The 11804-nt window shown below is 63.0% G+C and carries 14 protein-coding genes and 1 pseudogene; 8 read left to right on the top strand and 7 right to left on the bottom strand.

Annotated elements, in window-relative coordinates; translation table 11 throughout:
* The 5 genes from VGP39_RS00550 to VGP39_RS28075 all read left to right on the top strand — a co-directional run.
* A partial coding sequence (locus VGP39_RS00550; RefSeq protein WP_327566174.1) for a cobaltochelatase CobT-related protein occupies positions 1 to 132 on the top strand: 132 nt, incomplete at its 5' end.
* 117 nt (positions 133 to 249) lie between these two features.
* Complete coding sequence (locus VGP39_RS00555) at positions 250 to 1323, top strand: esterase-like activity of phytase family protein (protein ID WP_327566163.1); 1074 nt, start codon at positions 250 to 252, stop codon at positions 1321 to 1323.
* A 106-nt stretch (positions 1324 to 1429) separates the two neighbouring features.
* The gene (locus VGP39_RS00560) at positions 1430 to 2542 is read left to right on the top strand and encodes an NADH:flavin oxidoreductase/NADH oxidase (RefSeq protein ID WP_327566164.1); all 1113 of its coding nucleotides are present in this window, start codon (positions 1430 to 1432) and stop codon (positions 2540 to 2542) included.
* Positions 2543 to 2605: 63 nt separating this feature from the next.
* The gene (locus VGP39_RS00565; protein ID WP_327566165.1) at positions 2606 to 2800 is read left to right on the top strand and encodes a hypothetical protein; all 195 of its coding nucleotides are present in this window, start codon (positions 2606 to 2608) and stop codon (positions 2798 to 2800) included.
* Entirely contained in the window at positions 2793 to 3131 is a 339-nt protein-coding gene (locus tag VGP39_RS28075) for a type II toxin-antitoxin system PemK/MazF family toxin (protein WP_414644536.1), read from the top strand. The genes VGP39_RS00565 and VGP39_RS28075 overlap by 8 nt, the downstream gene beginning before the upstream one ends.
* Positions 3132 to 3155: 24 nt before the next feature.
* Here VGP39_RS28075 and VGP39_RS00570 read toward each other — a convergent pair whose 3' ends face one another.
* Together VGP39_RS00570 and VGP39_RS00575 are read right to left on the bottom strand one after the other, a co-directional pair.
* A complete protein-coding gene (locus tag VGP39_RS00570; RefSeq protein WP_327566166.1) occupies positions 3156 to 4103 on the bottom strand; it encodes a hydroxymethylglutaryl-CoA lyase in 948 nt (315 codons plus the stop codon).
* 7 nt (positions 4104 to 4110) lie between these two features.
* The gene (locus tag VGP39_RS00575; protein ID WP_327566167.1) at positions 4111 to 5280 is read right to left on the bottom strand and encodes a CoA transferase; all 1170 of its coding nucleotides are present in this window, start codon (positions 5278 to 5280) and stop codon (positions 4111 to 4113) included.
* A gap of 271 nt (positions 5281 to 5551) precedes the next feature.
* On the opposite strand from VGP39_RS00575, the gene VGP39_RS00580 reads away from it, so the two are divergent.
* Positions 5552 to 6181, top strand: a complete 630-nt coding sequence (locus tag VGP39_RS00580; protein WP_327566168.1) for a hypothetical protein — start codon at positions 5552 to 5554, stop codon at positions 6179 to 6181.
* 23 nt (positions 6182 to 6204) lie between these two features.
* On the opposite strand, the pseudogene VGP39_RS00585 reads toward VGP39_RS00580, so the two are convergent.
* A pseudogene (locus VGP39_RS00585) lies at positions 6205 to 6366 on the bottom strand (GMC oxidoreductase); the annotation flags it as partial.
* A gap of 365 nt (positions 6367 to 6731) precedes the next feature.
* Here VGP39_RS00585 and VGP39_RS00590 point away from each other — a divergent pair.
* A complete protein-coding gene (locus VGP39_RS00590) occupies positions 6732 to 8024 on the top strand; it encodes an MFS transporter (RefSeq protein ID WP_422652984.1) in 1293 nt (430 codons plus the stop codon).
* 88 nt (positions 8025 to 8112) lie between these two features.
* Positions 8113 to 8961 (top strand): hypothetical protein, encoded by an 849-nt coding sequence (locus VGP39_RS00600; RefSeq protein ID WP_327566169.1) that lies wholly within the window; start codon positions 8113 to 8115, stop codon positions 8959 to 8961.
* A gap of 25 nt (positions 8962 to 8986) precedes the next feature.
* Here the strand turns inward: VGP39_RS00600 and aroQ are convergent, their stop codons facing one another.
* The 4 genes from aroQ to dctP form a co-directional block, all read right to left on the bottom strand.
* Positions 8987 to 9427, bottom strand: a complete 441-nt coding sequence (aroQ, locus tag VGP39_RS00605) for a type II 3-dehydroquinate dehydratase (protein WP_327566170.1) — start codon at positions 9425 to 9427, stop codon at positions 8987 to 8989.
* A gap of 17 nt (positions 9428 to 9444) precedes the next feature.
* Positions 9445 to 10725 (bottom strand): TRAP transporter large permease subunit, encoded by a 1281-nt coding sequence (locus VGP39_RS00610; RefSeq protein WP_327566171.1) that lies wholly within the window; start codon positions 10723 to 10725, stop codon positions 9445 to 9447.
* A gap of 13 nt (positions 10726 to 10738) precedes the next feature.
* Positions 10739 to 11260: a TRAP transporter small permease gene (locus VGP39_RS00615; RefSeq protein WP_327566172.1), complete on the bottom strand. Its 522-nt coding sequence runs from the start codon at positions 11258 to 11260 to the stop codon at positions 10739 to 10741.
* A 130-nt stretch (positions 11261 to 11390) separates the two neighbouring features.
* The coding region (dctP, locus tag VGP39_RS00620; RefSeq protein ID WP_327566173.1) for a TRAP transporter substrate-binding protein DctP at positions 11391 to 11804 on the bottom strand (414 nt) is incomplete at its 5' end.

Raw genomic sequence — 11804 nt, forward strand, 5'->3', positions numbered from 1 at the left:
TACCGCCGCGCGGTGACCATCGTCGATGCCGAGGAACTTGGCGGCGCCATCACTGAAAAACTGGCCGAACTGTTCAGCGAGACCCAAAACGCGCCGGCCGCGCCGACGCGGCGGCGAAGACTGCATTCGTAGAGGACCGTCATTGCGAGCGAAGCGAAGCAATCCAGAAGCAACAAGCGAAGACTGGATTGCTTCGGAGCGGAGTTTATCATCGGGCCGGCCAAAGGCCGGACCCGTTGGCTCCTCGCAATGACGAAGAACCGGATGCCTCCGTATCTCACCCGCCGCCGCTTCGTTGCTTCCGTAACAGCGGGACTCTGCCCCTCGTTCGTTTACGCGCAAACGGCAACACGGCCGCCGCCGAAACAGCCCGCGCCGGATGAGCTTTCAGTCGCAGCTCCCGTGCCGATCGAGGTCAATGCCCGGCCGATTCCGTCGTTCGATACCCGCGATCGCACGCACACGCGCTTCGGCGCGCTGGAGTATCGCAGCGGGCTGATCCTGACCTCGCGGTTTCGCGGCTTTGGCGGGCTGTCGGGATGGCGGCTCGACGCCAAGGGCGAGCGGTTCATCTCGATGAGCGACAAGGGCATCTGGTTCACCGGCCGCATCGTCTATCAGGGCCGCGAGATGACCGGGCTTGCCGATGCCGAGGCCGCGCCCATGCTCGGCGCCGACGGCAAGCCGATCACCGCGCGCGGCTGGTTCGACACCGAGGCGATCGCGCTCGACGGCACGCTGGTCTATGCCGCGCTGGAGCGGGTCAACCAGATCCTGAAATTCGATTTCGCAAAGGGCGGCACGCGCGCGTTCGGACAGCCGATCCCGCTGCCGCCGGCGATGCGCAAGCTTCCCTACAATAAGGGGCTGGAGGCACTGGTGGTGGTGCCCAAAGGCCTGCCGCTGGCGGGAACCTTGATCGCGATTTCCGAGCGTGCGCTTGATGCCGACGGCAACATCATCGGATTCCTGATCGGCGGCCCAAAGCCCGGCGATTTTGCCGTTCGCCGCAGCAACGATTTCGACATCAGCGACGCGATGCTGCTGCGATCGGCCGACCTGCTCATTCTGGAGCGCAAGTTTTCATGGGTCGCAGGCGTCGGGATCCGTATCCGGCGGATCGCGCTGAAATCCATCGATCGCGGCGCCACCCTCGATGGCCCGTCGATCTTCGAGGCTGATCTCGGCCACGAGGTCGACAACATGGAAGGGATTGACGCCCATGTCTCGCCCGAAGGCGACACCGTGCTGACCATGATCTCCGACGATAACTTCTCGATGCTCCAGCGCACGCTGCTGCTGCAGTTCACGCTGAGGGAGTGATGCCGCCGCCTGTCCCGGAATGACGGATATGTTTGGCGCGAGCTTCGCAAGCAACCATCTATGCTCTATGAGCTAGAACCACCTATCTCCCTACCGGAAATCCCTCATGAGCGCCTTGTTTTCCCCGATCACGCTGCGCGGCCTCGAGCTGCCCAACCGCATCATGGTGGCGCCGATGTGCCAGTATTCGGCCGTCGACGGCGAGGCCAATGACTGGCACTTCACCCACATCAACAGCCTCGCGCTGTCGGGGGCGGCGATGTTCTGCATCGAGGCGACGGCGGTGGAAGCCATCGGCCGCATCACGCCGGGCTGCCTCGGGCTGTGGAACGACGCCACCGAGGCGGCGCTGAAGCCGATCCTGGCCTCGGTGCGCAAGCATTCGAGGGCCGCGGTGGCGATTCAGCTCGCCCATGCCGGCCGAAAAGCGTCGAGCCATGTGCCGTGGGACGGCGGCCAGCAGATCCCGGTTTCGCAAGGCGGCTGGCAGGCCGAAGGACCATCCGCGGTGCCGCACAAGGAGGGCGAAGCGCCGCCGCTGGCGCTCGATGAGGCGGGGCTGAAGCGTATCCGCGATGCTTTCGCCGCCACCGCGAAACGCGCCGAACGGCTCGGCATCGACGCGCTGGAGGTGCATTGCGCGCACGGCTATCTGCTGCATCAGTTCCTGTCGCCGATCTCCAACAGGCGGACCGATCAATATGGCGGGCCGCTGGAGAATCGCCTGCGCTATCCGCTGGAAGTATTCGACACGATTCGCGCGGCGTTTCCGGCAGACAAACCGGTCGGCATCAAGGTCTCGTCGACCGACTGGGTCGAGGGCGGCTGGGACATCGCGCAGACCATCGAACTCGCAAAGCAATTGAAAAAGCGCGGTGTCGACTGGATCGATGCATCCTCCGGCGGCGTGTCGCCGCTGCAGAAGATTCCGCTCGGGCCGGGTTATCAGGTGCAGTTTGCCGAGGCCATCAAGCAAGCCACCGGCGTCAACACCATGGCGGTCGGCCTGATTACTGAGGCAAAGCAGGCCGAAGACATCGTCGCATCCGGCAAGGCCGACATGGTAGCGCTGGCCCGCGGCATGCTCTACGACCCGCGCTGGGGCTGGCACGCCGCGGTTGAACTCGGCGGCCAGGTCGAAGCGCCCCCGCAATACTGGCGCTCGCAACCCTCGACGCAGAAGGCCCTGTTCGGCGCGACCACGTTCGGGACGCGGTGAGGGGACTGCCTCCCCAAGCCACTAAACTGTGGTAGGTTGCGCGAACCTGTTGAGGAGATCCACATGACTATCGCCGATGTCGTCTATGAGCAGGTAAAGGCGCTGCCTGAGCCGCTCGCCCGTCAGGTCCTCGACTTCGTCGGCTATCTTCGTGAGCGGCAGGACCGTGCCGATTGGCGCGACCTGATCGACGCCCAAGCTGGTTCGCTTGCGCCGGTTTGGGACAATGCCGAGGACAAAGTCTGGGACGATGTCTGAGCGCGGGGATTTGCTGCTCGTACCCTTTCCCTTTTCCGATCTGTCTGCCACCAAGCGACGACCGGTGCTTGCGCTTACCGCATCCGACAGTTACGGAGACTTCATCGCGCTACCGGTCACCTCGCGTCCGCAGACAGAGCATGGCCTGCCGCTCGCGGCTGCCGATCTTGTGACTGGGTCGCTTCCCGCGGCGAGCTGGATTCGCACAAACCGCGTCGTCACGCTCAATGTGAGCCTCGTAGTAAAAACCGTTGGACGGGTTTCCGAACGAGTTGTCGCAGAAGCAGTGGAGCGATTTTGCGCTCACATGGGATCGCCGAAGCATAAGTGATACGGACTGGTATTGCCCCCCCGCTCACGCCACCGCGCTCGCCACTCTCCCCGGCATCCCGGCACGCGCAAGCCCGCCATAAAGCGTCTCGCCCGGCATTGCCTCGCGCAGGATGCCGCGCACGCCGAGCAACTTCTCGACATCGATGCCGGTGCCAAAACCCTTGCTCTCGCACAAGAACACCAGGTCCTCGAACACCACATTGCCGGTAGCGCCGGGCGCGAACGGACAGCCGCCGAGGCCGCCCAGCGAGCCATCGAGAATCCGCGCACCGGCATCGAGCGCCGCGGACGCGTTGGCGATTCCCATGCCGCGGGTGTCGTGCAGGTGCACGCACACCGGATGCTTGCCCGCGATCCTGACCACCGCCGCGGTCAGTTCGCCGACCGCTTTCGGGCCGGCATAGCCGACGGTATCGGCAACCGCGACGACGTCGGCGCCGGCCTCGTAGCATTTTTCGGCCAATCGGATCACTTCCCTGGGATCCACAGGCCCCACGATCGAACATCCCAGCGCCATCGAGATCGCCGCCGACACGATGGGCTTATGCGAACTTGCATCGCGCAGGTCACAAAGCCGCCGGATATTGGCGATGGCCGCATCGCGCGACCGGTTGGCATTGGCGCGGCTGTGCTCTTCGGTGGCCGAGACCACCGAGCCGATTTCGGCGACGCCAGACGCCAGCGCCCCGTCGACGCCGCGCTCGTTCAGCGCCAGCGCGATGCCATGCGCGCCGGGCAGTGCGGCGACCGTGGCGACGATCTCCAGCACATCGGCGAATTGCGGAAAGGTTTTTGCCGACAGGAACGAACCGACCTCGAAATGCCGCACGCCGGCAGCGTATTCGCGCTGAACCCATTTCCGCTTCGCCGCCGTCGAGGGGAACGTCTTTACCAGTTGCAGCCCATCGCGCAGGCCGACCTCGCGCAGGATGATCCGGTCGTCGGGATAAACGTCGTGGACGTAGCTCATGATATCCTCACTGGGCCTTGCCGGCGGCGCGCTTTGCCGCGGGCGCGAGTTCGGAAAGTATCGCCGCGGTATCAGCGCCCAGCGCAGGAACCTTGAGGCCGTCGCCGATGCTGCCGCCGTTCCATTCCAGTGGCAGCGCCGGAACGCGGAACGGCGCGCCGTCGGCGTTGGTGGCGCCGACCAGGCCGCCTTCGCGCAGCACATGCGGATCGTCGAACAGGTCCTCGGGCCGGTTGATCGGCGAGAAGCAGATGTTGAGCCGGTCCAGCGTCGCCGACAACTCGGCGATGTTCTGCCGCCCGATCACCTCGGCGACGCGCGGAATGATCCGGCCGCGCGCCAGAATCCGGTCGGTGGTGGTGCGCAGCGCCGCATCATTCAGCAATTCCGCAAGCCCGAACTCCTTGCAGAAACTCTGCCAGTGGCCCTCGGTGACGACGCCGATGAAAATCCGCTCGCCTCCGGCGGTTTCGAAAATATCGTAGATCGGCCACGCATGTTCGCGCTCCGGCATCGAGCGCGGCCGGTTGCCGGTCATCTCGTATTCGACCATGTGCTGGGCCACCATGAACAGACAGTTCTCGAACAGCCCGATGCGGATGCCGGCGCCGTCAGCACCGCCGCCGCGCTTCTGGTAAAGCGCTGCGAGGATGGCGATCGCCCCGAACATGCCTCCCATGATGTCATTGGCGGAGGAGCCAACGCGCTGCGGCTTTGCTTTGGTCCCGGTCATGACCGCGAGCCCTGACATCATCTGCACCACCTCGTCGAGCGCCGGGCGGTGCTCGTAGGGGCCCGACAAAAATCCCTTGTGCCCGGCGACGATCAGATGCGGATGCTTTCGTTTCAGCTCATCGGCGCCGAGGCCCTGCCTGCCCAGCAGGCCGTCGCGAAAGTTTTCCAAAAACACGTCGGCGCTGGCGAGCAGCCGGTGCATGGTCTCCTGGTCCGCGGGCTTGTCGAGGTCGAGCACGAGGCTGCGCTTGCCGCGGTTGAACAGCGGGAAGAACGACGTGCCCATGCCGCCGAGGCTGCGGGTCTTGTCGCCGCCTGGCGGTTCGACCTTGATCACTTCGGCGCCGAGCTGCGCCAAGATCATGCCGCAGGTCGGCCCCATCACCATGTGCGTCATCTCGACGACCCGCACCCCTGTCAGCGGCAAATTTGGCGTGGTCATCGGGGTCTCCAGCATCAGGCCTGTCGAGCGCTAGCGGTTAAATATAGGCAGGGGCAAGCGGCTGGAAAAGCGCATATTCAGCTTCGTTCCGGCCGCCCTGACGACCGCCCCTGCCGGATATTTTTGGCGTACTTGCAGCAATCTGTAGTTGCGGAACGTCGCCCTTTGCGTTTAATTTTACAGACTTGGAACATCCTGGCGCACATTGCTGCGCGTTCGAAAGGACCATTACCGGTTAACATTGTCGCCTGCGGTTTAAAGGAAGCATCGCATGGATGAAGCCCTCAACCATTTCAGCCAAGTTTCGATTTTCGGCCGTTCCGCCACCCTGTTTATCCTGGTTCTTGTTGCCAACCTGGCGATCACCGCAATCCACTCCTGGCAGGAGTGGAATCCCAAGCAGCTGCCGCAGTGGCGCTATCTTGGCGCGATTGCCGGCACGCGAGTCCCGGACATCCTTGGCTTCCTGTCGTTCACGGCCGGCTTGACGCTTCTGCTGTGGGCATGCGGTATCGTCGGCATCGCGGGGCGGCTTCCTTTCGCGGGACCGGCGGGCAGTGGTTGGGCCGCATTCTGCCTGGGCGCTGTAATCGGCGGGCGGTTGTCCGATACGTGGGTCTCGCACTGGAAGCTTCACTACCAAGGCTATGACCCCAATCCGGGGCTGTTCTCCACGCCGCTCTATATCCTTGAAGCTGTCTTTATGATCGTGGCTTTCCATGGCGGTCTGGGAGCCGATCCGGTGCGGGCCTGGATCGGAATTGCCGTGGGAGCTGGCTTCTTTGTGGTGGTCGCGCCCGGTCTGAAGAAGCTGCGAGACTGGATTCCGGCCTGGAGGGAAGCGCCTTGGAAAGCCGGCGACCCGATCCCGGACTGGACCGCCAGACCGCGAACGATTTGACGTGCGGCCGATCACGGTCTGTCTCACCGCGCGTCCTTCAAATTCATCCGCGACGCCTTCTCGGCGATCATGGTGACGGCGGCGTTGGTGTTGCCCGACACCAGGTCCGGCATGATCGAGGTGTCGATAACGCGCAAGGCGTCGATGTCGCGCAGGCGGCGGCGCTGGTCGACCACCGCGAGCGGACGACCCGCACGCCGGTCAGTGGCAAGCTTGGCGTGGTCATCGGCGTCTGCCTCTCGCGTCCGAGCCGTGTTTGGGCGGCGGAATTCGGCTTCCGAGCGCTAGCGGTTAAATATAAGCATGGCAAGCGACGAGAAAAGCGCGCGCGCAATGCAGCAATGCGCGCCGCGCGCTCATCAACAAGAACACCGGAGGACATCATGAGCGCAGCCGGGATCGATGCCGGGCTCGAGCCCGCGCGCGGCGCACCGGACGATATATCTCGCCGCTCGAAAGCCTGCCGGCGTCATCGGTTCTGTGGTGGCTTGTCATTCTGCTGTCGCTCGGCGGCTGGTTCGAAGTCTATGACCTGTTCTTCACCGGCTATATCGCGCCGGGCCTCAACCGCAGCGGATTACTGACCACCACCACGCAGGCGTTTTTTGGCTTTTCCGGGATCGGCGCCTTCGTGGCGGCGACCTTCGCCGGACTGTTCGTCGGCACCTTCTTCCTCGGCTTTCTGGCCGACCGGTTCGGACGTCGGTTCATCTTCACCTGGGCGCTGCTGTTCTATACTGCGGCCTCGGTGGTGATGGCATTTCAGACCACCTCCGAAGGCGTGCTGCTGTGGCGCTTCATCGCCGGGGTCGGCATCGGCGTCGAGATCATCACCATCGATGCCTACATCACTGAACTGGTGCCCAGCTGGATGCGAGGCCGCGCCTTCGCGGTCAATCAGGCGGTGATGTTCACCGCCGTGCCCGTGGTCGCGGCTCTGGCGTGGTGGCTGGTGCCGCTGTCGCCTTACGGCATCGATGGTTGGCGCTGGGTGGTGCTGATCGGCGCTGCCGGCAGCATCGCGATCTGGATCCTGCGGCTGTTCGTACCGGAGAGCCCGCTCTGGCTGGCGCGCAATGGCCGAATGGAAGACGCCGACAGGATTCTCACGACCATCGAAACCGCCGCTGGAGCGGCGCCTTCGCGCCCGGCATCGCGTGCCGCGCCGTCGCGCGCGGTGGCGAAGGTGGGCTACGCCGAGCTGTTCAGGCCGCCATACCTGTCGCTGGTGGCGATGTTCATGGTGTTCAATTTCTGCCAGGCCTTCGGCGTCTACGGCTTTGCCAACTGGGTGCCGGCGCTGCTGGTGGAGAAGGGCATCACCGTCACCAAGAGCCTGCAATATTCCTTCATCATCGCCTTCGCCTATCCGATAGCGCCGCTACTGGCGGCGAGCTTCGCCGACAAGCTTGAGCGCAAATGGATTATCTGCGGTGCGGCGGTGGCGATCGGCGCGTTCGGCATGGCGTTTTCGCAATTCACCGAGCCTGCATTGCTGATCGCATGCGGCGTGCTGATCACCGCGTCCAACATGACGCTGTCCTACGCCTATCACGCCCTATCAGACCGAGGTGTTTCCGACCGCGGTGCGGGCGCGGGCGGCCGGGCTCGTCTACTCGATGAGCCGGGTAGCCGCGATGTTTTCCGGCTTCATCGTCGCATGGACGTTGCGCGAGGCCGGCGTCGGCGGCGTGTTCGGCCTGATCACCGCGGCGATGGTGATCGTCATCATCGCCATTGCGATCTGGGGTCCCAACGTGCGCGGCAAGCCGCTAGATGCCGGATAAAGCATGGCGCAAAATGCACACGCCGTGATTGTCTTGTCCTCCTAATGAGTGTTTGATGCTCCCGGCGCTCATCAAGGGCGCAGCTAGGGGGAAACATGACTTTTCGACCTGCGACGATTCTGACACTGATTGCCGGTGCGGACCATGCAATACAAGCCTAACGACTACAACACGTTGCGCTTTGTCGACCAGGTCGGCAACAATTACCTGTTTCGCGGCGGCGCGCCGCTGCAACCCGTTCCCGATCCAAACAATCCGGGCAAATGCAAGCCGGATCCAAACGATCCCAACAATCCCAACAAGTGCCTGCAGGTGTTCGACTATGAGGGGCTGACGAAGGCGATCGCGTCGGCGCCCAATCGGCCCTGTGTGCCGCCGCCGCCGCCGTCCCAATACTACCTTGTCATTATCGATCTGGTGCACTCGAGCGAGGTCGGCGAATTTGAGCCTGCGATGAATTACTTCAACGACCCACAGCACACGGAGCGCAAGAACCTCGGCCAGGTCAATCTGTGGGACACCAACGGGACGGATGTCTGCTATTTCAATCCACCGCCGGGTTCCGATCCTGAGCAACTCGTCGCGACGATCGAAGAATGGCTTGGAGATCCGCTGGTCTGGCGCGTTGCCACCATCCGAACCTGGCTGGAGCATCCCAACCAGATACCGAGTGGTCCCTGGGACCCGAGCGGTCCAGAGGGTGGCCCTATCGTAATCTACGTGCATTGCGACGGCGGCTGCGACCGCACCGGAGAGATGATCGGCGCCTATCGGCTGCACCATATGAACGAAGCATGGTCGGCGGTGTGGGGCGACCAGCCCTGCCAAAGGCCGATGGGCTGCAACAACTACCGCGCAGTGCAGTGGTATGCATTCTGGCTCAATCAGACGCAGGGATTCAACCTGCAACATATCGGCGTCGATGGCGGCTGCACCGATTACCATATCCTCCACCGCATCTGCTCGGCGCCGGACGGCGGGTACCTTCCTTGAAGCGCTCCGGCTACCTCGCAGCTGTTCAGGCTGTCTTCGGCATCTGGGCGACGGCGTGCATTGCCGCGACATAGCCGTAAGGCCCCAGGCCGCAGATAACCGCCGTGGCAACCGACGAAATCTTTGAATGCCGGTGATATTCATCGCGCGCATGGATGTTGGAAATGTGCAGTTCGACCACCGGTCCTTCGAACGCCTTGATGGCATCGAGGATGGCGATCGAGGTGAAGGAATAGCCGGCCGGATTGATGATGATGGCGTCGGCGCTCTGTCTTGCCGACTGGATCAGGTCGACCAGCTCGCCCTCATGGTTGGACTGATGAAACGACAGCGTCAGTCCAAGGCCCGCGGCGGCCTGTTCGCAGCTTTCCCTGATCTGCGCCAGCGTGGTGGTGCCGTAAATATGCGGCTCCCGCACGCCCAGCAGATTGAGATTGGGGCCGTTGAGGATCATCAAACGTTTCATGGTGTTTCCTTGCCAGATTAGCCGCCGAACCATTTCGCGGGACCGGTGACGAGTACCGGAAAAAGTATCAGCAGAAACAGTACCGCAAGCTGCGCGATCATGAACGGCCAGACCCCGCGGATCAGATCGTCCATGCTGACCTTGGAGACGCCGCACACCACATTGAGCACCACTCCGACCGGTGGCGTGATCAGGCCGATGGCGTTGTTGATGATGAACAGCACGCCGAAATACACCGGATCGATATTGGCTTCCCTCACGATCGGCATCAGGATCGGGGTCAGGATCAGGATGGTCGGCGTCATGTCGAGCGCGGTGCCGACTACGACCACCAGCAGCATCAGGAAGATCATCAGGATGGTCTGGTTGCCCATGAAGGGCCTCGCCATGTCGACGATCTGGCTGGAAATCTCCGCCACCGTAATGAGCCAGGACGAAACCAGCGCGGCTGCGACCAGAAACATCACCACGGCCGTGATCTGCGCCGAACTGACCAGCAGCGCCGGCAATTGCGACGGTTTGAGTTCGCGATAGATCACCATCGCCACGAACAGCGAATAGACTGCGACCACGACCGCGGCTTCGGTGGGCGTGAAGATTCCAAAGCGCAGGCCGACCACGATGATCATCGGCAGCATCAGCGCCCAGAAGCCGTCGATCAGCGCGCGCCATATTTCGGCAAGGCTTTTGCGCGGCGGACTCACGGTATTTTCCGCGCGCACCACCCACCACCACGCAAAGCACAGGCCGACGCCGAGCAGCAGGCCGGGGAAGATGCCGGCAAGAAACAGTTTTGAGATCGACACGTTGGCGGCCACGCCGAAGATGACAAAGCCGATCGAGGGCGGGATGACTGGCGCGATGATGCCGCCGGCGGCAACCAGACCCGCCGACGAGGCGCGGTTATGGCCGGCTGCGACCATCATCGGCACCAGCAGTGCGCTCAGCGCCGCGGCATCGGCCACGGCCGAACCGGACAGCGACGCCAGGATGCAGGAGGTCAGGATCGCGACATAGCCGAGACCGCCACGAAAGTGCCCGACCAGGGCAATGGCGAAATTGAGAATGCGCCGCGCCAGCCCGCCGGTGTTCATCACCTCGCCGGCGAGGATGAAGAACGGCACCGCCATCAGCGGAAAGGAATCGACGCCGTTGATGACGTTCTGCGCCACGATCTGGGAATCGAAGATCCCGAGATACGCCATCAGCGCGACGCCGCAGATGATCAGCGCGAACGCGATCGGCATGCCGATCGCCATCGCGCCGAGCAGCGAGGACATGAAGACGACTACCGTCATGCGATTTTCGCTTTCAACGCGGCACCGGCTGTTCTTCGGACTCGCTGACCGCGATCAGGTCCGCATCCGCAAGTTTCCCCGCGAGCAACAGATAGAGCTCGCTGACCAGGATGACGCATGAGGAGACGCCGAACACGAGGCCCGCGGCGTAGAAGATGCCGACCGACAATCCGGAGGCCGGGGCCGTCGTGTCGGCGTTGATAATCATCTGCTTCCAGGAACCCTCGGTAAGCAGCACTGATGCGTACAGCATCAGCGCATGGCTGAGGCCGTAGCAGATCTTGCGGCCCATCGGCGGCAGCTTCCGGATCAGGGTGTCGACGCCGAGATGGGCATGCTCCCGCATGCCGACGATCGCGCCCAAAAACACCATCCAGACGAACAGCCAGCGCGACAATTCCTCGGAGACCGCGATGCCGGAATTGAAGCCGTAACGCAGCACCACGTTGCCGAACACCAGCACGACCATGGCCGACAGCAGCAGCGCCATGGTCGCCTTGATGGTCCAGAAATAGCCTTCGACAATCCGGTGCATGGGCTACTGCCTGTCGCTGTTCAAGCTCGTCATGCCCGGCGTTGTGCCGGGCATCCACGTCTTTCTTGCGCTCGCACGATCAAGATGTGGATGGCCGGGACAAGCCCGGCCATGACCAAGCAACTATCCGTCACTTCAGCGCGTGAACCCGGTCGAGTTCGTTGTTGAACAGTTTTACGATCTCCGGATCGTATTCGGCGGAGAACTTCTGCGCGATCGGTTTGGTCTTGTCGCGCATCCGCGTCAGCTCAGCCGGTGCGATGTCGTTGACCTCCATGCCCTTGGCCTTGAGATCGCCGATCGCCGACTGTGCCTGCTCGCGGCTGACCTTGCGCTGGTAATCGCGGGCTTCATTGGCCGCATCCTGCAGGATCTTCTGCTCGTCCGCCGACAGCTGATCCCAGAATTTCTTGCTGATCAGGATGATGTTGGTGCTGTAGGTGTGGTTGGTGACGCTGAGATATTTTTGGACTTCGTAGAATTTGTTGGAGAGGATCACCGAGAACGGATTTTCCTGGCCGTCGACGGTGCGGGTTTCCAGCGC

It is taken from the genome of Bradyrhizobium sp. (genome assembly GCF_036009065.1).
In the GTDB taxonomy this organism is placed as follows: Bacteria; Pseudomonadota; Alphaproteobacteria; order Rhizobiales; family Xanthobacteraceae; genus Bradyrhizobium.